Source organism: Legionella qingyii (genome assembly GCF_003990155.1).
Taxonomy (GTDB): Bacteria; Pseudomonadota; Gammaproteobacteria; order Legionellales; family Legionellaceae; genus Legionella; species Legionella qingyii.
Genome location: NZ_RZGX01000018.1, coordinates 1 through 26,788 on the forward strand (window position 1 = coordinate 1; position 26,788 = coordinate 26,788).

The window sequence follows — 26,788 nt, forward strand, 5'->3', positions numbered from 1 at the left end:
GGAAACGTAGGTGCCTGATTTTTATCACTTCTTATTTAAAGTGTCTATTTAAAATTCAATAAACATCTGGGAATTCTCATATCAATCTGTTCTATTCTTAAACTTTGATGAAATCGCCCTGGATTATTCCTTAAATAATAGGTCTTCTTAATATTCATTTAAGCAAAGCTTGCTAATATTCTCTAAGCTTAAATGCGACTAAACCTATCTAATTATAATCGAAACTCCTCATGGCGAAGGAGAGCTGTACCGAGATTCAATCTGCGTCTGAAACAGAGAAATAATATGTATCTTAATAAACTATACAATTTTATTCATACTGAAATTTTTCAACACGATAAGCAATGGTTTGATAAAGCAACCTTATTCCGACAAACACACTTAAACGGCACGTCCTATTATCTGCTTCAGCTTCCAAAGAAAAAAAATAAATTTCCAGAGGGATTAACTTTAATTGAGCATCATATCAGTATTTATGAGCAGCCGCTGAGTATAATTGATACACTGAGCGAATATCATTACACCGCGATTTTTAAGGATAAACAAAAACAAACCTATCGTCTCCACGTTTATTTTGATCAATTGGATACAATGATTTCCTCTCCACACCTCGTTTTAGAAACAAGCAATCAGGAGCATGAGTCGATTGCAGTGAATCAATTTGATGTGGACTGGTTAGCCGTGAGTACACAGGCGATGAGTTCGATTATTACTCAGTTAAGAGCTGAACAAAATAACCATTGTGCTCTGCTTAAATATAGAATTGAAGCATTAGATAAAGTAACAGTTAATTTATCAATAAATCTGGAAAAAAATAAGAAACAATATTTAACCACATTAGATCAGCAAATTAAATTAATTACCCAGTTGGATGCAATCAACTCGAGAGAAGACATGCAAAAAAAAATTGCGTTGTTGAAAACAATTTACCAAAAGGTTGACTCTGAAATATCTTCTCCTCGTGCATCTAGAAAAACAAAAAAAATTGCATCTTCTTCAACTCAATCAGCCACTACAGAGGCATCACAATTAACTAATGCAGATGTCGCTAATGTAAGAAAAACAGCTAGTTCAAAAAAAAGCAAATACTCCCCCATGAATGATACAGTTAAAGAGGAGTCGCTTACCCCTAGGATAAATAAATTGTCTGATAAGCTCCTTCAGATTGGGACGATAACCGATGAATCAGAAAAAACTGCAGTAATACAAGATCTATTTCAGCAAATAAGCGAATTACAATTGATAGTTTCTTCTTCTAAAGTGAATTCTATCCAAATGTTAAAGAAAATGGAGCAAACTGTTATATCCGTAGGAAGAAAACATCTTCATTCATTATTGTTTAAAAATAAATTTGATGAAGCAGTCCAATTAAGCCCTCTTTTTTCAGTTGCGCTTGATGACACTATTTTAAAAAAAACACTAATAGAGTTAAATGCAAATTTACTCAACTTTTTATTGAAAAACAAAAAATATGATTTAGAAAAATTTAAGTTCAAAGTGCATAATAAAAGTTATGATTCAATATTGGCTTATTTATTGCAGTGTGATTTTAGCTCCTCGAAAACAGAACAATGTTTCAATATTTTATTGACCCATAAAATGTCTTTATTAAGAAATGATTCTGTTGGACTGCCACTCTTATTACCTATTATTGAAGATGAAAAACATCCTCTTGCTAATATATTGTTGAGCAATTTAGAAGGTTCACCAGAAAATTTACATCTGTTGAAACAAATGATTAATTTCTTTGAGGCTCAAAAGAAGAATTTTTTGCCAGATACTCCTCACTATCAACGGATTTCAAAAGCGCTTACCTTTATGAAAAAATTGGATGAAAACCTCAGCACGAAATTGAAGAAAAATGCTGGTTTAAGCTCCAGAATCAGCGATATTTATGGTCGCCTTGGGCTATTCACACTTCATGATAAGGTCAAAAATTCGGCATCATCGGAGTCATCGGCATCATCAGAAGAGCCCGCATCCGAAAGCCTACCCGAAAAATTGCTGATATAGCTGCCATCGGCCCAAGCCTTTAAATTTTTATTGCAGGTTTGGGCTGGATATATTGATGTCTTCAAAATTTTCTCGTGAGTATGTATGAGTTAAGTTATGCTCATCATAATCCTCTACTACCATTTAATATTTTCGTAATTTTCTAGGCTCTGTTGACCATTGCTTCATTAGCCTACGTTCCGCGCTTTATGTGGCAGAATCCAGTAAAGGCCGCATTACAATAGGTACATTTTATTGTGCCTCTTTATAGATCTCGCACCTAAAGATGGGAAGTAGGCGGAATTAAATGAAATGTAAATAGACTCTAATATGATTACATTTCAATACTTTTGAAATTAAAGGTCAAACAAATAGGGGATTTTATTTGCAAATATAAATATGTAAATTTAAATTCTAATTATTTTGTAAGATAATAAGATTTATTAAAATAATATCATGTCCAGATTTTTTGTTAATTTTGGAGAAAAAGTTGTGAGAAGTAACATTATAAATAAAACTGGTTTTAGTTATTGGTTAAGTAGTATTGCGTGTCTTACAGTTATGACATTAGTAAGCCATGATGCAGCTGCAAGTAATGAAGTCCTGTCTTTAGGGGGTATGGCATCAACAATTACTAGCTCATTTGAGAACCTGGCTAAATTGATTACTGCTGGTGCTTATTTGGCTGGTTTGGGATTTTCCATCGGGGCTATTATGAAGTTCAAACAGCACAAAGATAATCCTACTCAAATTCCAATTGGAACGCCAATTGCTCTAGTCTTTATTTCTGCCGCTTTATTATTCCTACCTTCAATTCTAGGTGTAACAGGAACAACAATGTTTGGATCTTCTGGCGGTCAAACTGCAGGACCTACCGGTCTTATTTTTGCAAGCAACCAATAAGTAGCAAATAGAGTTTAGGTCTTTTCTTTATCCTAGAGGCAAGACCTGCTTCTGCTTGTTTACATATAACACAATTAATCAGACATAAGATGATGCTTTAATTGTCCTCAAAACCACTTTTTTGCTCATCAATCCAGGCTAAAAATGCCTCACGATCAGCATCAGACAGACTTTTGAATTTATTTTTAACTGATTCAATGGGAGCTAACTGTTTCCTTGGTGTTGGTGAGGGCAATACATCTTTTAACGCTATTTCACCTTGCACTACTTTATTATATGTCTCCTTATCGTTGTTCCTTAACTTAAGAAGCTGGCCATCATTTGATTTAGATCGTGAAGGCAAATATGTGATTGTTTCCTCAACATCTGGATTTGTATGTTTACTATCTAGCGCATATAAATTTTTATCCAACTCTTTAATTGGAATTTTATTTTTTTTAGCATAAGTCCTGACCGATCCATCAACTTCATTCAGAACATCACCCCATTCAACTGCATGTTGGCCATGAATATCCATAGCACACTTTAATAGCCATAATCTGTGATTATTGGTAATGTTTAAACCACAGGATGATTGTTTCAATGCATACTCTCCGAAGTTTTTATAATTTTTTTCTTTCCAAACTTCATGCTCTATAATTTGCCCAATGATTCTGGGGAGTTTTTGGAATACAAGATATTGTGCTTCCAAAATACATTTATTGGCTTGTGAGTGTATGTCTTCTTCAGATAGTTCCAAGGAATCCATATTATTAATGTTTGGTGTTTCTACAAAATTGTCCATCGCAATCCTATTTCTTTAAATTTAAAAGGGCTCTTAACAAACTTCTAATAACTGAGGATTCTTTTCAGTACAAATTAAAAAAGTAATACTTCTTTAATCTGGTATCTCAATTATGCAATTGTTTCTAGATTAATATGATACACGATAGAAAACTACGATAGAAAACTATGTTTTTGTGGTTTTGTTAACTCCATCAATTCATGAAACGATGAAAAATAAATCCGATATTACTTATTATCGATATAGTCTTTTTTCTTTATATTATAAAAAACTATTTTAGAATAACTCCAATTAACTTGACGCAGAATCACATGCTACAAAGGTAATTTTACGATTAGAAAATTGGCCCCATTATTTAAATTTGCGAGGCTCCTCTTTCCCCATTTCCATTTCCATTTCCATTTCCTCAAAGAACTCTAAACTCGTTCCTCCTGAAAAGTAAGAAATTATTGCTGCTTTATGCTCCTCACTATAATCAACTCCCTTAATATTACCCCGTTGATGTTAAAGCATCTCTATTTCTTTTTCTTCAACTCTAAATGAGCGAGGACTTCTTCCAACTAAACCATGCATTTCTTGATTATATTTACAGTCAGCTTCTAATTTTGACATCCCCCTAAAAGCAAGATTATATGTTCGGGGTATGTAAAAGAGGCTGAAAAGATTAAATTCGTCTAACTTTTTACCAGAAAAAGTACTCGTTGGAAAACATTGTGTCTCAATTGTCCACTGTGAACTCAATGTTTTTGAATAAGATTGAGTGCGAGTCCATAAGGATCTGGATGAAGGACTACTTTTTATATTAGAAGAAAACACTCCAGTTCTACTGTACATATTTCACCTTTTTGGGGCTGATAAGCGCACCTTAAGTGTAGAACTAATAGCCATGGAGAGCACAATTCAATCTATTTTGCCGCTCAATCTCTTTCTTCTAAAAAAAAATAAATGAAACAATAAGTTACGATAGGAATTTTAGACACAGTGCTACTCGTTATGATATACAGCACTAATGTTTTTGGGTGCACTAACTCTAGTAAGTATTTTATGTGGCTAAAATTTTAAAAACATGCCCTAGAGATCACATGATTGAATGTACCTGTATCAAGAGCAATATCCTGGGGGTTCATTTGGGTTCCTGAATATAAAAAGTGCCATATGATATATTGAACGATGTTGGGCACAGCCCAACCATCATTAAATGCCTAAAAAGTCGACACCTTCGCCCCATTTATCTGCAAAACAAATATCATGCGCTTGACGGCGGCCTGCATACAATTTATCGGCACCTTTTCGTTTGCCAATGCCAAGCAAGGCAACGACACGAATGTCTTGGGGGATTTCAAGCACAGATTTTACCTGATCCTCAAAAAAACCTTCCATGGGAGCTGTATCATAACCCAGGGCTTCAGCCATCCACATCATCGTAGTAAATGCGATCATGACATGACGATTAACCCACACGGCATAATCCGGTGCAAAACCCATTGCATTTCCCGCTGGGGCACTGAACGTATTTTCAAGGAGTGCTTTTACTTTTAAGTTTTGCTCTTTATTGAAGCCATGCTTTTCTGATTCCTGCAGCACTGCGTCTAAACTTTCTCCGCGAGGGGCATTCAAATCGCCACAACAGACTATGACGCAACCCGCTTCTTCTACCTTGGGTTGACCCATAGCTGCTTCGCGTAAACGTTGCTTTTGTTTCATATCGCGAACTACAATAAATCGCCATGGTTGAAGATTGTAACCACTTGGAGCTTCCATCCCAGCTTTTACAATTGCAGCGAGGTCATGATCGGAAACCGGCGAACCATCAAAATTTGGAGTTGCCCGTCGTTCGGAAATAATTTTTTTAAAAAGTTGCTCAGGAGAATTGAAATTTTTGTCCAACTTTTCCATGTATTGCCTCCTAAAAAGTTTTTTAATCTACAAAACCTATTCATTCTACGCTTAATTAATCCGATGAAAAATAGCAATCAGGCCTATGAAATTTTCACTCAAGACCATTCCAAAATGAAAAATGGTTTTATTGGCTGCACACAGCTTGGAAAAATCAAATTTATGCTAATCTTTAAAGACGATAGGATATTTAGTTTTTGTTAGAAAGAGCGATGCATTATGAAATATGAAAGACCCCTTTTAAATGATTTTGAACAAATAGTTGTTCTGCAAAATGAAAATTTAATTTCTAGGTTATCTTCATCAGAAAAAGCAGATGGTTATCTTTCTGAAGCATTTTCGGTAGAGCAACTCAAATCTATGGATGAAGATATTTGCGTCTTTGTTTGTAAAGATAAAGAGCGAGTTTGTGGTTATATTTGTGTCAACTCAGTGGAATACAATAAAAATATACCCTTGGTCGCTTCAATGCTGGATTGTTTTCCTGATATTACTTATCAAGGGAAACCTCTATCAACGTATAATATCGCAATTTCTGGTCCTGTCTGCATTGACAAAGCTTACAGAGGCCAAGGTCTATTCTTTAATCTTTATAATAAGCTCTCCGAGTTCCTCTTGAATGAGCGTCCCGAATTGGAATTATACGTCGTCCTGATTTCTAGCCAAAATCTACGTTCTGTTAATGCTCATAAAAAACTGGGTATGGAAGATGTTGGTGCGTTTTCGTTTGATAAGAATGATTTTTTAATCATGGCAGTTCCCATCAATCAATTTAAGGGTGACAGCAACAAAATTACTGCTCCCAAGGGATAATCAATAGATAGCAGGGTATGGGAAAACTCAGATTTATATGCACTTTGGGCTGTCAATTAATGATGCTTTGCATCAATTCTATATTGAGAATCGTATTAAAAAACAACCCAAAACAGATTCCCACAGAACATCCCACCATAAGGTGCAAACCGATTTTCTTCAAAATGTACATTCCATTTTATTAATTTAACAAGGGCGCTGGTCAATAGAATATAAATGATCCCTTTCGGGTTTATTAAGACCGGGATTAAAGTGCCTTTTTCGCCAACCGATTTAAAATATGTTTGGGAAGAAGTAGCCAATAATGCCCCTCATTTTTCATATGCTCACCTAAAAACGTAGCAAACTTTCCTGAACCCCAATAAATATCGCCTCGCATAAATCCACGAATTGCACCACCTGTATCTTGTGCAATCATAAGGCGTTGAAATTGCTTTTCACTTGTTTGATCTTTAGCTGGCCGTTTTGTATCCAACCAAAGAGGGGCGCCAAGTGGAATCCATTTTTTGTCTACAGCTAAAGAATATCCTGGTGTAAGAGCCATCCCCTGAGCGCCAAGAGCCATGGGTTCTTTTAAATCTTCAAAAAAGACAAAGGATTTATTTTTCTGGATAATCGTTTTGGCTTTTTCAGGATGACTTTCTAAATAGCGTATAATCGCAGCTTTAGATGCATTATGTCGGGTCATGATCCCTTGATTAATCATCACTTTCGCAATTGATGTGTATGGAGCACCATTTTCACCTGCATAGCCTAGGTATATATTTTCACCATTAGGCAGCTGAATAACACCAGAGCCTTCTATTTCTAAGAAAAGCCGTTCGGCGGGACTGTGGATCCATGCAATCACCCGTGCCTTTTTCTTAAGAGCCCCATTATCAATTTGCTCGCGTGTATAGGAGGTTGAATATTTACCCTTTGGTAGCCCATAAATCGGCGTATTGTATTTAGGGCTTTTTGTTAAATTCCCTTTGATTTTAGGCATGTAATAGCCTGTAAATAAACCATGAACCGGCTTTTTTTGTGCAAACTCAATAGGACGAAACCACTTCTCAAAAAATTCTTTTGCTGAGTCGTCTGAAATTGAATCCAGAGCCAAAGCCGCTTTACATGCCGGATGCCAATCTCGAGCTTTTAATTTAATGTGTTGCGTCCTGATCGTATGAGACGGGGCCTGTTTCAAGAACGTCTCACATGATTTCTGAAATGCTACTAAAGATTTCTTAACATCTGCAGTATCCCAGCCTGGTAATTCTTCAAAAGATACCTTGGTTAAAGCAATATTGTGGCTTTTCATAATAACCGTTCTTGGAGTGTGCTTAGGTCGAGAGTTTTCTCTTGCATCAGCTACCGCTTTATGAGCACTCTTAGGTGCCATATTCACTATTTTTCCAACACTCTCGTGTGGGCTATTATTTTTTGCCGTAGAGTTCCTTACAGGTTCGGTTTTAACAACTTCTTTTTTAGGACTAAGTGGTTTCTCATGCGCTTTGGCTTTCTTATAAACCGACAGCCCAACCACACCGAATATAAGGCAACTAATACAGATTATTGTGTAAATTAATTTCCTACTCATAGTGCGCAAGGTTTACATAAGATGAAATTGAAATCAACACTTTTTGGTATTTTTTGAGCGCATTAAGGACAAACAATCAAATATTAATTCTATTTTTATTAAAATAGAACAAAAAAATCCATTTGTGAATGGATAAAACTCATCGTCGATCAGTATGATTTTAGGTCATGTTGAGTTGCTTTAACTCAACATACTGGGCTTAAGATTTGGCATTTTCTGCTGCGGCAAACCACAAATTAATGCATTCAACTAATGTAGGATGGGCAAACATTACATCGCGAAGTTTTTGATAAGGTATATTTAATTCCATGGCCAATTGGATTACTCCAAGGATTTCACCCGCCTCGGCACAAAAAATAGAAACACCTAAAATATGATCTGTTTTTGCATCAATAACAGCTTTTAAAAGACCTGTTGTTTCTCCCTGTGTTTTTGCTCTAGGGATAACTGCAGCGGGAATTTTTGCTACTTTTAGAGAGTACCCTTGGGCAAGGGCTTGCGTTTCTGTCATGCCAATCCGTGCTAATTCTGGATCGAGGAAGACTGTATAAGGAATAAGTCGGCCTTGAGCAGAATGCTTATTTTGTGGGTTTTGTAGATTATGCTTGACTAAACGATAATCATCTAAGGATAAGTGTGTAAATTGGGCCCCGCCCTTTACATCACCTAAAGCCCAGATCCCTTTAGTTGTTGTTTCAAGGTATTCATTTACTTTGATAAAACCGCGCTCATCAAGCTCAACACCCGTTTTCTCTAAATTTAATCCTGCTGTATTTGCAAGACGTCCAACAGCAATCAACACATCACTTCCACGAATCAGCTCGGACTTCCCATTCTGATTCACATGGATCACTATGTCACCATCCTCTTCTTGAATACTATTGATTTTAGTATTCAATGAAAAATGAATTCCTTCTTTAGTTAAAGTATCTAGAACCTGTTCAGCAATATCTCTGTCTTCGCGTCCCAGAAACTTGCTATCCGCCTCTATCACCGTGATATCAGCCCCTAAACGACGAAATAACTGGGCGAACTCCAAACCAATATAACCGCCACCAACTATAAGCAAATGCTTGGGAACCTTATCGACATTCATCAAGCTGTCATTGGTATGATATTTTATTTTATCAAGACCAGGAATGGAGGGTACGAAAGGTAAGGCACCTGTATTAATAAAGATTTGATCGGCAGTAATTTCCACTACTTTTCGATTATTTCGTGGTGATGATAGACTCACTTCAATAGTCTTAGGTCCAACAAAATGCCCTCGTCCCAACATGAGATCCATCCCAGAATCTAAAAATTGTTTTAAATTAGCTTCGCGCATCATTTTAACTATTGCATCTTTACGAGTGCGAACCGCTCTAAAGTCAATGGGAGCCAGAGTGGCTTCCAAGCCATAGGCTGATGCTGAACGACAATAGTGCGCTATCTTGGCGGATTGTACGAGTGTTTTTGTGGGAATACATGCCACATTAATACAAGTTCCACCAATTTGGTTGTCTTCGACCAGGGCAACTCGTTGACCCGCTTTTGCTAAATCGACAGCTAGTGTTTTACCACCTTTACCACCACCTAAAACGATCACATCATATTTTAATGCCATGATTCTTTCCTAAGTTGTATCAAGTAAATACTTCCATTTAATTAACTATAGAATCAAAATATCTTATTTTGAAATCCCTATCTTGGCTATTAGCTAGCCTTCTCCAGAGCAAAATTTCCGGTAAGATTGATGGTGCTTATTCCAAAAGCACTGTTACTTGAATTCGTAGTAGAAGAACCAGAGTTATTATTACTAAAATTAAATGTAGAAACGTAACGAAAATCCAGGCCAATGGTAGTAAAATCGTCAATATAATAATTAAATCCAATGATACCTTGTGCTGCAAAGCCAAAATGTGAGTTATTGAAGCTCTCATTGACGATTGGTGAGCAAGTTCCCAAGGAAATGCATTGGTTATTACTTTGAAATACGGCATGGTTCAAAATATCAGCTCCGCCTACACCTACTCCCAGATAGGGAACAAAATTCACATTAGGGTCAGAGGATAGAAAATCATAAAACGCATTGAAAAATCCATATAATCCTATGGTATAACCATTAAATCCCAAGCCAACATCCACAACTTCAGCAGGACATGTTCCTTCAGGGCCTAATACGGCAGGACTTATAAGGGTACAAGAGCCTGCATTTAATTGACCATAATTATTTATATTAAAAAGAAACTCACCCTCTAGTCGGAAATTCTGTATTTTATATCCAAGAGAAGCTCCTATCCCACCACCAACTGGTCCTAATTGTACTGTTCCTATAGTTCCTAAATTAGGGAGTTGAGTGAGTGAAAAATTAAGGTCAAGATTTGTAGCATGACTCAGCTGTCCCAATAATCCCAAATATAGCCCCTGAACAGGCTCGGCACTGAACGCACTGCCGCTTGTCGACAAACCCAATATAAATCCAAATTTAATTATCTGTCTCATTCTATATCCTATATTAATCCAAAGGACAAAATGCGATGTTCTCCACAAGCTGAAAAGGCTATATGAAAACATACTTTCGATGCAAATTTTCTTATTTCAAGATGATGGCAGCTACCTCGAAAACCCTTCTTTGAGCGGAAAATTTATCTTTAAACAACTTAAGCCCCTCTTCACGCATCTTCAGTGCAAATTCAGTGAAGTATACTTTTAAGGATTCTCTATTTTCCAATTGATATTGGACTGTTAATTTTTCCTGATTTGCTGTGTTCTCATTTTCAGGTTTTAAAATACTTGCTTGAATAAAGCCTGGAAACTGAAGCATTTCTTTGACATGCTTTTTTAGCCATAATTGAAATTGAGGGTAAATATCTTCATCAATGACCAAATTTACTTCGTAGATAACCATAATCTTCCTAAATTAAGATCGAAATTAAAGCAACATATAGACTTAATAGAACATCGCGTTTAGGTCATTACGAAGGGTACAATTAAATTGGATGTTAATCCAGTAAATCAAACAGGATAAGAAATAAAAATTTATTGTGCTATTATTTTGAAAAACAAAGGATTCATATTTTTTTCAATTGATTAAACCTGCATATTAACAAACTGCCAAGGATCATGGACATCCACGTTTTCTGAATATAACCATCCTCTGTTTTTTAATGGATTCCAATCAGTGTAATATCCATTTACAGTACCAAGATAAGGCAAAGCAACCTTCAAAATTTCGTCATGATCCAGCTCTTCGGGTTCAACGATTCCTTGATTAGGATGCTCAATTGCCCAAATAATTCCAGCAAATAGCCCTGCGACTACTTGTAGACTGGTCGCATTATTATGCGGAGCCAGTGCTCGCGCTTGTTCAATAGATAAGGTTGAACCAAACCAATAAGCGCCATTAGGATTTCCCATTAATAAAACACCCAACTCATCGACACCCTGCTTCACGTCGTCAACGAGTAAGCGACTATTTTCTTGGGGTATCCACTCATTTCCATAAAGCTCATGTAATGAAAGAATCGCATCAGGACATGGACAATAGGCATACAGAACCGTTGGTCTATATTGTACTTCAGTGTCATTTTTCAACGTCAAAAAATGAGTAATTGACGTTGTTTCGGGATGAGTGATTAAAAAACCATGGTATGTCCCAAAGCTTGGAGTCCACGAGCGAACTTTAACGCTAGCACTAGGATGCTCAAGATAAATAGCGCATTGAGGGCCAACTGAATGAAATTTCGCTCCCTCCGGTATATGCCGCTCATGAATTCCCCAACCAATTTCAACAGGTTGCCTTATTTCTTCAATAAATCCTTTAATCGACCATGTATTAACAAACTCACCTATAGCCCTGACAGGTAGTGCAGTTTGAGTATCATGTTCAGCAATATGAATCGCCTTAATACCTAATTTATAAGCGAGTCTAGCCCAATCAAAACTGGTTTTAGGTGTCTGTATTTTGATTTGATTATCCTGGGCCATATTTAATAGCGCTTGTTTTACAAAATGCGATACTAAACCAGGATTGGCTCCATGAGTTATGAGCGCTGTGTTACTGGTTTTTCCTTTTAATTTCAGTACTTCTTCTCGTAACAAATAATTGGTTCGAGATTCTGGCGGTATATTTTCTAATATAAATTCATCACCCCATCGTTCAGTAGAGGCGTTAATGTACAGAGCCCCTTTTTGTTCACAAAGGGTAAGCAGACAATAACTGGAAAGAGTTATTGAAACATCAATTACAAAATCGCCCGGGTGTAATCGGTTTCCTATGATCTCAACATAATTATCACGTTTAATTGTTTTTCCCTGAAAATTTATTCCAAATTTTTGCGCCACATGAACCGATGTATCATCACTGGTAATCACTGTAATCTGTGATGGTTTAATATTTAAATTATTAATAAGTAAGGGCAATAAAGCTTGGCCAATACAACCAAACCCAATCATAATAATGTGATTGTTAAAATGCGCCTTGGCTTTTTCCATGCACGATTCCCTCATTTCGGTAAATATTATTATTGTTAATTATATTAGGACTTATTGATAAAGTTGTCCAAATTTTAGGTTTCTCTAAAAATCCCCCGTCTTTTCCGGGCATCACAGCAATTAAAATTAAAAGGAGCAGATCACCAAGACAGGACTTACGCCCCCCCCAAGTTCGAGGCAAAAAATGCTTTTAATAAAGGAGTCTAGATATACTAATTGACTAAATTAAAGGCATTATTTAACGAAGAGATGGAGTTTTTAGTAAGTCCCTGCAAGAATCATTTTGTAATTCAAAGTTCACTCACCAACCCACTGAAAGATAACTAAAAATCCAGTACGCCCAAAATAAATGCACTTTTTACAAAAACAACTATACTTTTAAAACTTGGACGAACAGGAATTGAGTGATATGGATACCATTCAATTTGTACTGGATGCACCGTTAAAAAGGACTATTCAAAACCCGCATAGATTATTTTTCAAACAACAAGACTTGTCAGAAGCAAACCATCCCTTGCTTGTATCCTATTTAGAATGGCTCAGAAAAATTAATACAACCCTTAACAAAAGGGATGTGATACATCAAAACGAACAAAAAAACAATGAGTTTAAATTCCTATGCAAATACAACTTATTATTTTTTCTGACAGTTACAAGACAATTTAATATCATTGAAAAATTGTTTAAAATTCCATCCTTTATAGCGAAACTGCGTCATTCAATCGCTTTAACTAAAAAAATGAGCCGCAAGGTAAAACAAAAAAAATGGAATTGCTTAAGTGTATTATTTGCTCCAAAAATAAGAAGTTTCAATCTGGAAAAGCTGAAACGTCATGCTCATGATTTATCCGATATGAATCAGATAAAAATTTTTCATCAACTATCACCTGAACTCAAGATAAAAAAAATGAAAACCCTTGAAGAGGAATTGGAAAATCTGATGCTCGAGTATTGTGAAGATGAATTGTGTATAGAAAAACCTCATAACTCAACAACAGTGCATACCGATTGTCATTTAACTTTTTTTACGAAATTTGCCAAACAATCTATAAATATAAAAAATCGTCCTTTTATGGCTCAACGTCTCACTTTTTTTTCATCATCACCGCAATATAAGCTTAAAACAACGAAGCATTATGAGCCAATTTTTAATTTAAATGAACAAAAAACAGAAAATAACATTAGAGTTTAAGTTAAAAGAAGCTTACTCTTGAAGATTGTTGCAGCAAAGCTGCAACAAAGAAGCTATCAACGCAATTGAATATCGATTGCAGTTTTTAAACTGCACATTGAATGGACTCAATCCCCCCCATATAGGGTCTTAAAGCCATTGGAATGTGAATATTTCCGTCTTTATCTTGATAATTTTCCATCAAAGCAACCAATGTTCTACCTACAGCAAGCCCAGAACCATTGAGTGTATGAACCAGTTCAATTTCACGGGTTTGCTCATGTCTATAACGTGCCTTCATGCGACGAGCTTGGAACGATTCCATATTGGAACAAGATGAGATTTCCCGATAAGTATTTTGACTGGGTAACCAAACTTCCAAATCATAAGTCTTTGCTGAGCTGGGACTCATATCACCCGTACAAAGAGTCATAACCCGGTAAGGCAATTCTAAACGTTGTAAAATTGTTTCTGCATGATTGACCAATTGCTCCAAAGCGGCATAAGAGTCTTCAGGCTTAGTAATCCAAACCAGCTCAACTTTTTCAAACTGATGCTGTCTGATCATTCCTTTAGTATCCTTACCATAAGAACCAGCCTCACTACGAAAACAAGGTGAATGGCAGGCATAACGAATAGGCAAAACCGATTCTTCCAAAAGAGTATCTCGCACTGTATTCGTTACAGGAATTTCTGCAGTAGGAATCAAGTAATATCCGTGATCTCCCGTTAACTTAAATAAATCTTCTTCGAATTTTGGTAGTTGCCCCGTTCCCAGCAAACTGTCTGCATTGACAATGTATGGTACATAAATTTCTTGGTAACCATGTTGTTGAGTATGGATATCCAACATAAATTGAATCAAAGCTCGATGTAATCTAGCCAATTGATTTTTCATAACTACAAAACGGCTACCAGTCAGTTTCGCAGCTAAGGAAAAGTCCATTTGGCCTAAGCTATCACCCAACTCATCATGAGATTTGACTTGAAAATCGAAAGTCGGAATCGTACCCCAACGTCTCACTTCCTGATTTTGTTGCTCGTTTTCACCAACAGGAACAGATTCATGAGGTATATTAGGCATCCTTAAAGCAATGGCTTCAATTTGCTGTAACAAGTCATCCAACTCACTTTTCTTCTCATCTAACTCTTTAGCAAGACGATTCATATCCTCGCGCATTGGCTCAATATCTTCGCCGCGAGATTTTGCCTCACCGATAGCTTTAGAACGTAAATTACGCTCATTTTGCAATGCTTGAGTTGCAACTTGCAACGCCTTACGCTTTTCTTCTAAAGCCGTAAAAGATGAAACATCAAATTTAAAACCTCGCTTTAATAACTGCGAAGCGACAAATTGCGGATCATCACGTAATAATTGAATGTCTAGCATATAATATCCACTCTAACTTATTAAATACTTATATTCGGTTTACCTAACAATTCCACGTGTGGATTGATTTAAAGCGTCAATCATCAGAACTACTTCAGGACATTCACTTTGCATCAATTCTAATTCAGCGACAGCTTGTTGAACTGTTAATCCTTTGCGGAAAATAATTTTATAAGCACGTCGTAAGCCATCAATCGCTTCAGATGAAAATCCTCTTCGACGCAATCCGACTGTGTTAATGCCACATGCTGAAGTTGTATCACCAGAAATCATGAGATAAGGAAGTACATCTTTACTTACATAAGAAGCTCTAGCAATAAACGCATAGGGCCCAACATGGCAAAATTGATGTACTGCTGCATAACCACCTATGTTCGCATAATCACCAACGGTTACATGCCCTGACAATGCAGCATAACTTACTAAAATAATTTGATTGCCAATCATACAATCATGACCGACATGGGAATATGCCATTAAAAAGTTCTTATTACCAATACGAGTAACACCGCCCCCTTTAACGGTTCCACGGCTAATCATACAATATTCACGGATGATGTTATCATCACCGATTTCTAATCGAGTTGGTTCGCCTTTATAAGTAATGTCTTGTGGCGCATCTCCCACTGAAGCAAATTGGAAAATTTTATTATTTTTTCCTATAGTTGTTGGCCCCTCAATGACTGCATAAGGACCAATCCACGTATTTTCACCTATCACTACTTCAGCACCGATTATAGCGCCAGGACCTACTGATACCCCTTTTGCCAGTTTTGCACTAGGGTGAATTATCGCACGTTCATCTATCACTTTTGAATTTCCTTCGCAGCACTTAATAAATCCGCGGAACAGGCCAGTTTATCACCTACATAAGCTTCGCCATGCACACGCCAAAATTCTCTTTTTCTTGCTAATATTTTTACTTCCAAGCGCAGCTGGTCTCCTGGAGTAACCACATGTTTAAATTTTGCATTATCGATACCGGCAAAAAAATGCAAAATACCATAATTTTCTTCAGGTGTTTGAGACAATCCCGCTAAGAGCCCACTGGCTTGTGCCAACGCTTCCAGCATCAATACGCCGGGCATAATTGGATTTTCTGGGAAATGGCCAGTAAAAAAATTCTCGTTAATCGTGACATTTTTTATCGCGGTCAAACAATCAAATGGTGTGTAATCTAATACCCTGTCTACCAGGATCATTGGGTACCGGTGCGGCAATATATTAAAAATCTGTTTTATATCTACAGGTTCACTCATACGCAGTTTCTCGCTTAAATAAATATGCTTGGTATGGGCCAAAAGTGAGGTCCAAAAGAGAAAACATTATCCTGCTTTAACAAGTCTAAATCAATTGCTAATGTTAAAACTTATTCCTCTTCAATTCTGCTTAACTTTTTCTCTAAGGTACCAAGCTTTACTATATAATCATCCAATCGTCGAAATCGTGCTGCATTACGACGCCAACGGTGGTGTTCATGTACTAAAGTTCCAGAGGAATAAATTCCAGCTCGAGCAAGAGATTTGCTTACTGTGGACATTCCGGTGATCACTACATCATCAGCTAAATGCACATGAGCCGCGATACAACTAGCACCACCAACAATACAATCTGCGCCAATTTGCGCATAAGCACCTACAGCAGCACAACCCGCAATGATTGTATTTTTACCTATCAATACGTCATGTGCAATCTGGACTAAATTATCAATACAGACCCCTTCACCCAAATAAGTATCGCTTAAAGAACCTCGGTCAATTACAGTATTAGATCCTACATGCACGTCATTTGCAATAATAACAGCACCCACACTATAGCCCTGTTGCCAGCGCCCATGTTCCTTTAAATAATTGAACGGAGATGCGCCAATAACACAGCCAGAATTTATAACCACGTGGGCACCTAACTGACAACCTGTATGGATTACTACTTCATGTCCAATTTTAGTGTGTTCACCAATTCGTACCGAAGATTCAATAACAGCATTTGCTCCTATAGTAACTCCATCAGCAACTTGAACATCAGCACCAATTACACTGTAAGCACCTATTGATATATCTTGACCTAATTGAGCAGATGGATGAATTATCGCCGTAGGATCAATCCCGGATCTTGGAAACATGGGTACTGATAAAAGCTGGGTAGCATGTATCATCGCGTTTAAAGGGTGAGAGACGACGATACAGTTTCCACGATATAAATGCTGATGTTCCGCTCTAAGTAAGACTGCCCCGGCTAATGTAGTATCCAGAGCTTGGCGTAATATGGATTTATCGTAATAAGCAACATCCTGCGAAGTAGCTCGACTAAGGGAGGCAAAACAAAAAATGGCGTGATCAGCATTTCCATGCCACACGCCATCTAATTGATCCGCAAGTTCTGCTAAAGTCAGCAAGTTTATATCGCCGAATTAGTTAATTGCTTTGACAACTTTATCAGTTACATCAAGAGTAGTTGCACTGAAAGGAGCCGCATCTTTTTGTACAATAAGATCGTACTTGTCATCTTTCGCAACTTTTGCAATAGCTGCACGAACTTTAGCGTACAATGCTTCCATTGCTTCATTATTTGCGGTACTTAATTCTTGTTGATATTGCTGACCATCACGCTCAAATTGTTGTTGTGCACTAACAATTTTCTTTTCCATTTCTTTCTTTTGAGTCGCGCTCATGATTGAACTATCACGCTTGAACTTCTCCATATCAGCTTTAATTCCTGCTTCAACAGCTACAAGTTTGTCGCGACGAGGCTTAAACTCTTTCTCCAATTTCTTTTGGATTTCTTTTATTTGACTGGAAGTTTGCATAATCTTTTGTAGATCAACTACGCCAATTTTTGCTGTATCAGCGAATGCGCTTGCGCCAAACACGCTGAAAACAAAGGTCATTATGACCAGACCTAACCGTTTCATAACTAATCTCCTAAATTAAAGAGCATGATGCTAGCATAATTCGAAATAGGTTGCGATATGTACAACATGATTTTCGATAATTTTATAATATATAAGAAATTACTTATCCTCACTCTCAATCGTGAGAGTGGGGATAGAAAATTATAAATTAAAATCCTGAAGATAGAGCAAACTGGAAGATCTGCGTTTGATCGAATTGTTGAGGATTCAATGCCTTAGCCAAGCTAAATGCCAAAGGTCCAAAAGGAGAACGCCATTCAAGTGAAAGGCCTGCTGAGTATCTTAAAGGACCTTCATATTGTCCAGTCAAGGTAGGTAAGGTATTCACACCAAAGACGTTACCCGCATCAACAAACACCGTTGTACGTACGTTATCTCGACTTAAGGGATAAGGCAAGATAATTCCCGCCGTTCCAGTAAGTAACAAGTTACCGCCCACGGAATTACGGTAATTATCTAATGGACCTAAAGAGTAACTGTCATATCCACGTACCTGGCCAGGCTGTGCAGTACCCCCTGCATAATAATTCTCGAAAAATGGTAGTCCATTATTGTTAAAAGAATTTCCATAGCCTGCAAACCCTTGCAAGGAGAAAATCCACCCACGTGCTATAGGCTGATACAGACGCGCTTGATATGAACCCTTATAATAGGATAAAGAATTCGAACTGGCAGGTAATGCAATTACGCCAGAAAGTTGTTGGTTGAGCCCTTTTGTAGGATATGGAAATTGATCATAGCTATTACGACTCCATCCTGTAGATAGACGAATTTCCTGGAAATGAGTTCCATACATTTGCACAAAATTCTTAATAGGCACTACATTACCAACACTTTTAATTTCTACATCCTGATAACCATAGCCTAATTGCCATCTGCTTGTTTCACCGAGAGGTATACTGTAATTTACGTCTCCACCAAAACGGTTAGAGTTGTATGTACTGACATTGAGGTTTCTGGGATCGACGCGTGCGTAGTAAAGATTGAGACCACGTCCTATCCCTGTATCGGTATAAAATGGGTTATAGTAATTTACAGTGTAGTCTTGTCCCCATTTACTTGCAGTAAATGCAGCACCCATGGAGCGTCCTGTACCCATAAAGTTATGTTGATTTACTGAAGCATTTAATTGATAACCATTAGTACCATAACCAATAGAAGCACTTGCTTCAGCAGAAGGCGCCTCCTCTACTTGTACATCTAAATCAACCTGGTTGTTTGCTTCGGGTACTGGAGTGGTTTTTACATCAACATTCTTTAAATACCCTAATAAGCGCAATTGTCTTTCAGATTCTTTAATATTATGAAGAGATAATAATCCCCCCTCATCCTGACGAATTACACTTCTCAATACATAATCACTGGTTTTGGTATTGCCATGAAATTTAATGCGTCGAACGTAAACATGCCGTCCTGGTTGCACAATAAAATTAATGAATACGGTTTTGTTCTCTTCATCGATTTGCGGTTCTGCATTTATTGCAGGGAAGCCGTAACCAACATCCCCTAACGCCAGCCCAATAGCAGAAATTGAATCCGTTACCTTTTTGCGTGAAAAAACAGCACCTTTTTTTACCTGGATTAATGAATTAATTTTTTCTGGTGCCAATATCGGTTTTCCTACTACTTTATAGCCTGAAAAATGATATTGAGGCCCCTCTTCAATATGAACATTGATGAAGACGTCTTTTCTATCGGGCGACAGCAACACCTGTGATGATATAATTTTAAACTTCAAATAACCTCTATCCATGTAAAAAGAGCGTAATGCTTCTAAAGATGCATCCATACCTGACTTGGAGTACTGATCTTTTTTAGTAAAATAAGTAAAGATGCTGGATTTTGATAAAGCAAACTCGGGTAACAATTCATTTTTAGAGAAATCGTGATTACCTATTATTTTGATTTGTTTAATGCGTGAGACACGTCCCTCAGAAATCGTAACGGTAATACCCACTCTATTATCGGTTAAAGGGCTAACTCGAGTTTCAATCCGCGCGTTATACTTTCCTCTAGCGTTATAAGCTTGCTTTAACTCTTTCTCCAAACGCTCCAAAGTGGATGTCTGAAATACGCGTCCCTTGGTCAAGCCCATTTCTTTGAGGAACTCTTTCATCTTGTCGCTAGGAATTTCTTTATTTCCTACCACACTAATTGAGCCGATGGTTGCTCTTTCTGTTACATTAACAATTAAAGTATTGCCTTGTCGCTCCAATGAAACAGACTGAAAAAAACCAGTATCATAAAGAGTTCGAATAATCTCAGCAGTTGATTCAGGACCTATCTCCTCTCCAACCTGGACAGGGATATAGTTGAGTACTGTTCCAGTAGAAACGCGTTGCAAACCGGTAACTTTAATGCTGCGCACGACAAAAGTATCTGCTGCTATCGTTTGTGAAGACCAGGCTATGAGCGAGGAACAACAAACACCTAATATAAATTTACTGCTGATTTTTTTCATTATTATTTTACGCCCAGTACTACGTGTACTTTTAATACTCAAACTCTGTACACCAAAAATTGAAACACTTTTTATAGGAAGTAGAAACTACTGTCAAGTTTTTGTTCCCCGACTTTGCCAATACTTTGCGATTGCGATTGCGATTTGATTAGTCGCTCCAACTATCCTGCGAGTCTCGATAAATCATTAGTCAATGCAATAAACATCAGCGCGGCTAATAGCAATAACCCCAGATAAGCTCCTGCCGATTTTAAACTATCAGATAACGGCTTACGTCGGATTGCTTCTAGTAGATAATAAAGCAAGTGTCCGCCATCTAGCATAGGTATGGGTAATAAATTTAAAGCCCCTAAGCTGATGCTGACCAAAGCAAGGAAAAATAAATAGGAAGTTAATCCACTGCGCCCAGAATCACCTGCTCCTTGAGCAATGCCTACTGGACCACTAATACTATTTAATCCTAATCGGCCAGTGACCAACCTGCCCATCAAAGTAAATGTAGTACCAGTCAATTGCGCCGTTTGCTGTAATGCGGTGCCAACAGCAGTTAAGGGATCTTGTCTTTCCAAACGTAACCAATGTGATGGCCATTGGACCTTTTGTGACCGCACACCTAAAAATCCTTCAATTTTACCTTTATTTTTCTGGCTTCCGGTTTGTACTATTACTTTTTGTATACTTCCTTTTCTATTAATTGATAAAGTTAATTGTTTATCTGGGCGTGCCTGTACATAATCAACTAAAAATAACCAGTCATTAAAAGCTTTCCCATCCACACTTAATATTTTATCGCCATTTTCTAATCCTGCTTTTGCTGCTGGAGAATCAGGAACGACCTCCCCAACTATGGGAGGGATTGAAGGGATAAAAGGTTCAATACCCAAACTTTCGAGAGGATCTGGTTTTTTACTATCCAATTTCCAATCAGTCAAAGGCAAAGAAATCTGACGTTGATGCCCATCCACTAAAGACTTCAACGTTAATTGAATTGTCTCCTGAGAACCAACAAGAGGCATAATCGCATATTGAAAATCGCGCCAACTGTTTATTTTAGTATCATTCATCGCAATGATTTCTTCTTTGGCTTTTAATCCAGCTTGTGCTGCGATGCTATTAGGTTTTACCGATTCAATCATCGGTGCTAAAGACTGCATACCGATAACCAATACCCACCATAAAGCGACAAAAGCAAAGAGAAAATTAAAAAAAGGACCAGCAAGAACGATTGCAGTTCTTTTCCAAAGAGATTGATTATTAAAGGCTAAATGACGCTCGTTCTCGGCAACATCTCCTTCGGATTCATCAAGCATTTTGACATAGCCACCAAGAGGAAATAATGACCAGGCATATTCTGTTCCTTTTTTATCACACCAACGTGCCAAAATGGGGCCGAAACCAAAAGAAAAGCGCAGTACTTTAACTCCGCACCAACGTGCCACTTGAAAATGGCCATACTCATGAACTGTAACTAATAATACTAAAGCCAAAAGAAAATACAGCAATGTTGAAAGCATAGTGCTATCCCAAATTAAGTAATACTCGAGAATTACTCTCCCAGAATTCTCCGAAACCTAGAAAAAGTGCTTTCTTGCTATGGCACACTCACGAAAAAACATCCTGTTTTATCGATTTATAAGCTCGGATGGTTTGAATAACCCATGTGAGTAGTTACAAAGTTAGTCCGAAATAAAATAAAGGTAAAGCTGCAATTAAACTGTCTAAACGGTCTAAAATACCCCCATGACCAGGAATAATGGCGCCTGTATCTTTTAAATGACAACGGCGCTTCAATATACTGATGAATAAATCACCAAATATGGCAATAATTATAGTACATAAGGCTAAAATGAACCAATGAACACCGGAAACTGGGTGAAAATAACCATAGCCAACCCAAGCAATCAGCATGGACAGGATAATACCACCGGCAACTCCTTCCCAGGACTTTCCAGGACTAACTTGAGGAATTACCTTATGTTTTCCCATAAGCTTACCGCTAAGATAAGCTCCTGTATCTGAAACCCAGATTAAAAACAGCAAATAAACAAGTAATGCTTTACCGTTAGATAAATAATATAAATGAATAAGACTTTGTACGAATAAAGGTAAGAGCAACAAACACACCATCGCAACAATACCAGGGTATCCCCAATATTTCTGTGATCCTGGAAAACTAAGGATGGCAAAAATATTCAAACCCCAAATAATTAATCCAGCATATAACCAATATGTAAAAAGATAACCACAAGCCCATAAACACAAAAGCATCAACGCAACAAATCCGACTTGTAACTGCCAATTTTTTAAAGGGATCAATTGAAAACATTCTCTTGCTGCAGCAAGAAAAATAACCAAAACGATACCTGCCAAAATCCATTGATTACCATAAAAAATAAGTAATAAAACCAAGGGTACTAGAATTATGGTTGTAATTAAGCGTTGTAAGAACATCTTGTTGTCCTTAATATTAGGGGCTGTTTACAGTATTGCTATCAATGTAAAAGGCCCCTGAGTTAATTAGGAAATTTGCCCAAATCTTCTTTTTCTTTTATTAAAAGCAGTCAAAGCCAATTCAAGTTCATGCTCACCAAAATCGGGCCAATGTACCTCAGTAAAATAAAGCTCTGTATAAGCAAGCTGCCAAAGGAAAAAATTACTAATTCGTAACTCACCGCTGGTACGAATAAATAAATCAGGATCTGGTAACCCTGCTGTATCCAGATAATGAGCAAAGCTGGTTTCGTTTATTTCATCTATGTTTAATTCACCATTCAATACGGCCTTGGCTATTTTTTTGGCGGCATTCACCAGATCCCACTTACCACCATAATTAACAACCACATTCAAAATTAATTGCGCATTATTTGCCGTCAAAAGCTCCGCTTCCTGCATTTGTTTTTGCAATACAGGCGAGAGCAAACCACGATCCCCTGTAAATCGTAAGTGAATCCCATGTTGATTCAATTCAGGAAGCTCCTTTCGCAACGACTCGAGGAACAATTCCATTAAAAAATTAACTTCTTCAGCGGGTCGAGACCAATTTTCTGAACTAAAGGCAAATAAGCTCAGACAAGGAATACCTTTGGTCATACAACAACGAATCATTTTTTTTACTGATTCAACACCCGCTTTATGACCCTCTATACGCGGTAACCCTCGACTTTCAGCCCAACGACCGTTTCCATCCATAATAATGGCAACATGCTGAGGAATTTTTTGTTCCAAACTACTCTTCCCAATCTAATAAATGGTGCATAGTCTAACCTCTTTAATACAAAAATGTCACTACTGAATGTAGTGTCGGATAATCCCAATATTTTTTCCATGAGCAATATCGGCAATGATTTCTAAATCGTACATATGCCGTTGTAACCACATAGATGATTTTACTGCAAGAAACATAATAGAAGCCGAGAGAATACATTACGAAATAGTTATTAAGTAAGGTATAATTTCCCCCATAAAATTTGGATTGTGTTCTGGAGAACTTCATGCAAAAAAAAGCAACCTTGTTGCTCATGATCTTAGATGGCTGGGGGTATAACGAAAATAATAAGCATAATGCTATTGCTCAAGCTAATACCCCCCAATGGGATGAATGGTGGAAAAACTGCCCCCATATTCTTTTGCAAGCATCTGGATTTGCTGTTGGTTTACCTGATGCACAAATGGGCAATTCAGAAGTAGGACACATGCATATAGGCGCCGGCAGAGTAATACAACAAGATTTCACTCGTATTAATGAGAGCATAAATCACGGGGAGTTTGCCCACAATCCTGTCTTCCATGATGTCATTAACACATTGCAAAAAAATGGAAAATCATTGCATCTCATGGGATTATTTTCTCTAGGAGGAGTCCACAGTCATGAACATCATTTATTTGCTTTGCTCGACTTATGTGCACAGCAAAAATTTACGTCGGTTTATTTGCATTTATTTTTAGACGGACGAGATACCCCACCACAAAGCGCATTGCAGAGCTTAGAACGCCTCAATGCAGAATTAAAATCAAATCCAATAGCCCGAGTATGTTCGATTAGTGGACGCTATTATGCGATGGATAGAGACAACCGCTGGGATAGAGTAGAGCCTGTCTATACTTTATTAACCCAAGGCAACAGTGAGCATCATTTCCAAGATGCAGAAACAGCAATAAATTCTTATTATCAACAAAATCTGTCTGATGAATTCATACCGCCTACCCTTATAGGGGAGAAGAAAGCAATTGAGGATGGAGATGCCGTTTTATTTTTTAATTTTCGTGCAGACAGAGCGCGACAATTAACCACAGCTTTTATTGATCCAACGTTTAAAAAATTTACTCGAGCAGTGCAGCCGCAATTATCCTATTTTGTCAGCCTGACTCAATATGATAAAAACTTACCAACAACCCAGGCTTTTCCTCCTATTCCTTTAAATAATACCTTAGGAGAAGTGCTTTCAACCCATGGCTTAAGTCAATTACGCATTGCAGAAACAGAAAAATATGCTCATGTAACTTTTTTCTTTAACGGTGGAAACGAGAATATTTTTACTAATGAAGAAAGAATTTTAATACCCTCTCCCAAAGTTGCTACATATGACTTACAACCTGAAATGAGTGCACCACAATTAACAGAAAGTTTGGTCGAGGCAATTAACAGCCAAGATTATGATGTCATTATTTGCAATTATGCGAATGCTGACATGGTAGGACATAGTGGAGATTTTAAGGCCACAATTCGCGCAATCGAATGTCTTGATCAATGCATGAGCAAAGTATGGCATGCACTAGCAAGGCAAGGAGGGAAGTTGCTCATTACGGCCGATCATGGCAATGCTGAAGAAATGTTTGACGAAACAACTCATCAAGCACATACTGCTCATACTAGTGAACCTGTACCATTAGTATACGTTGGAGGTAATTGGCACTTTACCCAAAGCGAAGGTAGCTTGATTGATATCGCACCAACAATGCTGGGCTTACTCGGAATTACTCCACCTGCGGAAATGACAGGTCGTCAATTGTTAGAAAAAAATACTCATGAATAAATGGAATGATAAAGTTTCTTTTAATTTATGTCGCTCAGATGTTAAAGATTATTGTTTTCACAGCTCAATAACAATCAGACAGAAATTAAAATGCAATAAACCTCTTTCGAAACGAGTACATAAGGATTCGGACATTATATCGACGAAAAACTATTCTTCTGAAGCAACATATCAAATGCGATCTAGGATAGAAAATGGTACAACTTATTTTTCCGGATTACTCTTTGGTCTTTTGCTTTGTTTCGGGGGCCATGCAGAATCCACATCTGCTGTTGTGCAAACACAAAATAAATTAAAACAATTGGATGCGCAAATTAACAGCCTCCAAAAAACATTAAATTCAGCTCACGATAAACGAGGCCTATTAAATAAGGAATTGTCTGAAACTGAAAAGCAAATTGGTGCAGGGATTCATAAATTACATTTCATCCAAAATGAGATCAAGAATACAGAAAATAAAATTACTGACCTACAAGAACAAGTAAATCAACTAAACCAACAGCTGATTACCCAACAGCAATTATTAGCGAACCACGTACGTGCTCGTTATCAAATGGGAGAATATCAACCGCTTAAATTACTCCTGAATCAGGATGATCCCAATAAAGTGAGTCGAACTTTAACATATTATCAATACATCGTTAAATCACGGCAACAGCTTATCGATAAAATTGATAAAACCCGCACGAGCCTTAGCGAGAGCAGGGAAAAATTGAGAACAGAACTTATTGCCAATAAACAATTAAAATCAGAACTTACTCAACATCAACAGCAACTACAAGAAAATAAAAATTATCATAAAACTCTAATTCAATCACTGAACCATGAAATTCAAGATAAACAAAACAGGTTGCATGACGTTCGGAAAAATAAAGAAAATTTAGCACGTTTACTCAAATCATTAGCAACACAACAAAGTATTCCCACTGCAAGCACACCCTTTAACCAGATGCGCAAAAAATTGCCGTCCCCGGTCCAGAGCCAGAGCCGTTCTCTACGAAAAATGAACCAAGGGGTGACATTTTTTGCCGATGAAGGAGCCGTAGTAACTGCCGTTTACCCTGGGAAAGTTGTATTTAGTGACTGGCTTAAAGGATATGGTTTACTTCTTATCATTGATCACGGGCAAGGCTTCATGACCTTGTATGCTCATAATCAATCTCTATTTAAGAGCAAGGGCCAGTACGTACGTCAAAATGAGCAAATTGCTAGTGTAGGTCATAGCGGCGGAATTAAACAAAACGGTCTATACTTTGAAATAAGACTAAAGGGAAAAGCTATTCCACCGCTTAATTGGTTGTCTTAGTTTAACCCTGGCACCTTAATTGCATTTCAATAATTATAATAAAAGAAGATGGCTTATTTTGCAGCCTTGCATCTGA

The 26,788-nt window shown here is 37.4% G+C and carries 22 protein-coding genes; 6 read left to right on the plus strand and 16 right to left on the minus strand.

Going from position 1 to position 26,788, the window contains the following annotated elements; genetic code table 11:
- Positions 1 to 285: 285 nt before the first annotated feature.
- Positions 286 to 2,013, plus strand: a complete 1,728-nt coding sequence (locus ELY20_RS12825; protein WP_110142966.1) for a hypothetical protein — start codon at positions 286 to 288, stop codon at positions 2,011 to 2,013.
- A gap of 471 nt (positions 2,014 to 2,484) precedes the next feature.
- The gene (locus tag ELY20_RS12830) at positions 2,485 to 2,895 is read left to right on the plus strand and encodes a type IV secretion protein IcmD (RefSeq protein WP_110142974.1); all 411 of its coding nucleotides are present in this window, start codon (positions 2,485 to 2,487) and stop codon (positions 2,893 to 2,895) included.
- A gap of 97 nt (positions 2,896 to 2,992) precedes the next feature.
- Here the strand turns inward: ELY20_RS12830 and ELY20_RS12835 are convergent, their stop codons facing one another.
- On the minus strand, positions 2,993 to 3,679 hold the full coding sequence (locus ELY20_RS12835; RefSeq protein ID WP_199739243.1) for a hypothetical protein: 687 nt from the start codon (positions 3,677 to 3,679) through the stop codon (positions 2,993 to 2,995).
- Between the two features lie 1,194 nt (positions 3,680 to 4,873).
- The gene (locus tag ELY20_RS12840) at positions 4,874 to 5,575 is read right to left on the minus strand and encodes a nitroreductase family protein (RefSeq protein WP_110142964.1); all 702 of its coding nucleotides are present in this window, start codon (positions 5,573 to 5,575) and stop codon (positions 4,874 to 4,876) included.
- Positions 5,576 to 5,794: 219 nt separating this feature from the next.
- Here ELY20_RS12840 and ELY20_RS12845 point away from each other — a divergent pair, with 219 nt between their 5' ends.
- Positions 5,795 to 6,388 carry a GNAT family N-acetyltransferase gene (locus ELY20_RS12845; protein WP_110142962.1) on the plus strand — a complete coding sequence of 198 codons (594 nt, stop codon included), beginning with the start codon at positions 5,795 to 5,797 and terminating at the stop codon, positions 6,386 to 6,388.
- A 247-nt stretch (positions 6,389 to 6,635) separates the two neighbouring features.
- Here ELY20_RS12845 and mltA read toward each other — a convergent pair whose 3' ends face one another.
- The 5 genes from mltA to ELY20_RS12870 form a co-directional block, all read right to left on the minus strand.
- Complete coding sequence (gene mltA, locus ELY20_RS12850) at positions 6,636 to 7,964, minus strand: murein transglycosylase A (protein WP_233590594.1); 1,329 nt, start codon at positions 7,962 to 7,964, stop codon at positions 6,636 to 6,638.
- 199 nt (positions 7,965 to 8,163) lie between these two features.
- Positions 8,164 to 9,570, minus strand: coding sequence for a mercuric reductase (locus ELY20_RS12855; protein ID WP_110142961.1), 1,407 nt, complete (start codon positions 9,568 to 9,570; stop codon positions 8,164 to 8,166).
- 89 nt (positions 9,571 to 9,659) lie between these two features.
- Complete coding sequence (locus ELY20_RS12860; RefSeq protein WP_110142960.1) at positions 9,660 to 10,448, minus strand: outer membrane beta-barrel protein; 789 nt, start codon at positions 10,446 to 10,448, stop codon at positions 9,660 to 9,662.
- A gap of 91 nt (positions 10,449 to 10,539) precedes the next feature.
- On the minus strand, positions 10,540 to 10,854 hold the full coding sequence (locus tag ELY20_RS12865) for a DUF4286 family protein (RefSeq protein WP_110142959.1): 315 nt from the start codon (positions 10,852 to 10,854) through the stop codon (positions 10,540 to 10,542).
- 182 nt (positions 10,855 to 11,036) lie between these two features.
- The gene (locus ELY20_RS12870) at positions 11,037 to 12,440 is read right to left on the minus strand and encodes a saccharopine dehydrogenase C-terminal domain-containing protein (RefSeq protein ID WP_110142958.1); all 1,404 of its coding nucleotides are present in this window, start codon (positions 12,438 to 12,440) and stop codon (positions 11,037 to 11,039) included.
- Between the two features lie 409 nt (positions 12,441 to 12,849).
- On the opposite strand from ELY20_RS12870, the gene ELY20_RS12875 reads away from it, so the two are divergent.
- Entirely contained in the window at positions 12,850 to 13,632 is a 783-nt protein-coding gene (locus tag ELY20_RS12875; RefSeq protein WP_110142957.1) for a hypothetical protein, read from the plus strand.
- Between the two features lie 85 nt (positions 13,633 to 13,717).
- Here the strand turns inward: ELY20_RS12875 and serS are convergent, their stop codons facing one another.
- From serS to ELY20_RS12920, 9 genes are all read right to left on the minus strand, one after another.
- Positions 13,718 to 15,001: a serine--tRNA ligase gene (gene serS / locus ELY20_RS12880; protein WP_110142956.1), complete on the minus strand. Its 1,284-nt coding sequence runs from the start codon at positions 14,999 to 15,001 to the stop codon at positions 13,718 to 13,720.
- Positions 15,002 to 15,040: 39 nt separating this feature from the next.
- Positions 15,041 to 15,811, minus strand: coding sequence for an acyl-ACP--UDP-N-acetylglucosamine O-acyltransferase (lpxA, locus tag ELY20_RS12885; protein WP_110142955.1), 771 nt, complete (start codon positions 15,809 to 15,811; stop codon positions 15,041 to 15,043).
- Positions 15,808 to 16,260, minus strand: coding sequence for a 3-hydroxyacyl-ACP dehydratase FabZ (gene fabZ, locus ELY20_RS12890; RefSeq protein WP_058466790.1), 453 nt, complete (start codon positions 16,258 to 16,260; stop codon positions 15,808 to 15,810). Before fabZ ends, lpxA begins: the two co-directional genes overlap by 4 nt.
- Before the next feature lie 110 nt (positions 16,261 to 16,370).
- Positions 16,371 to 17,396, minus strand: a complete 1,026-nt coding sequence (lpxD, locus tag ELY20_RS12895; RefSeq protein ID WP_110142954.1) for a UDP-3-O-(3-hydroxymyristoyl)glucosamine N-acyltransferase — start codon at positions 17,394 to 17,396, stop codon at positions 16,371 to 16,373.
- A gap of 15 nt (positions 17,397 to 17,411) precedes the next feature.
- Entirely contained in the window at positions 17,412 to 17,912 is a 501-nt protein-coding gene (locus tag ELY20_RS12900; RefSeq protein ID WP_110142953.1) for an OmpH family outer membrane protein, read from the minus strand.
- 148 nt (positions 17,913 to 18,060) lie between these two features.
- A complete protein-coding gene (gene bamA, locus ELY20_RS12905) occupies positions 18,061 to 20,373 on the minus strand; it encodes an outer membrane protein assembly factor BamA (protein WP_110142952.1) in 2,313 nt (770 codons plus the stop codon).
- Between the two features lie 161 nt (positions 20,374 to 20,534).
- Entirely contained in the window at positions 20,535 to 21,887 is a 1,353-nt protein-coding gene (rseP, locus tag ELY20_RS12910; RefSeq protein WP_110142951.1) for an RIP metalloprotease RseP, read from the minus strand.
- A 154-nt stretch (positions 21,888 to 22,041) separates the two neighbouring features.
- Positions 22,042 to 22,824, minus strand: a complete 783-nt coding sequence (locus tag ELY20_RS12915) for a phosphatidate cytidylyltransferase (protein WP_110142950.1) — start codon at positions 22,822 to 22,824, stop codon at positions 22,042 to 22,044.
- 66 nt (positions 22,825 to 22,890) lie between these two features.
- On the minus strand, positions 22,891 to 23,598 hold the full coding sequence (locus ELY20_RS12920) for an isoprenyl transferase (RefSeq protein ID WP_110142949.1): 708 nt from the start codon (positions 23,596 to 23,598) through the stop codon (positions 22,891 to 22,893).
- A gap of 266 nt (positions 23,599 to 23,864) precedes the next feature.
- Between ELY20_RS12920 and gpmI the strand changes: the two genes are divergently transcribed.
- Positions 23,865 to 25,406: a 2,3-bisphosphoglycerate-independent phosphoglycerate mutase gene (gpmI, locus tag ELY20_RS12925; protein ID WP_110142948.1), complete on the plus strand. Its 1,542-nt coding sequence runs from the start codon at positions 23,865 to 23,867 to the stop codon at positions 25,404 to 25,406.
- A 175-nt stretch (positions 25,407 to 25,581) separates the two neighbouring features.
- Complete coding sequence (locus tag ELY20_RS12930) at positions 25,582 to 26,712, plus strand: murein hydrolase activator EnvC family protein (protein ID WP_110142971.1); 1,131 nt, start codon at positions 25,582 to 25,584, stop codon at positions 26,710 to 26,712.
- Positions 26,713 to 26,788: the final 76 nt, after the last annotated feature.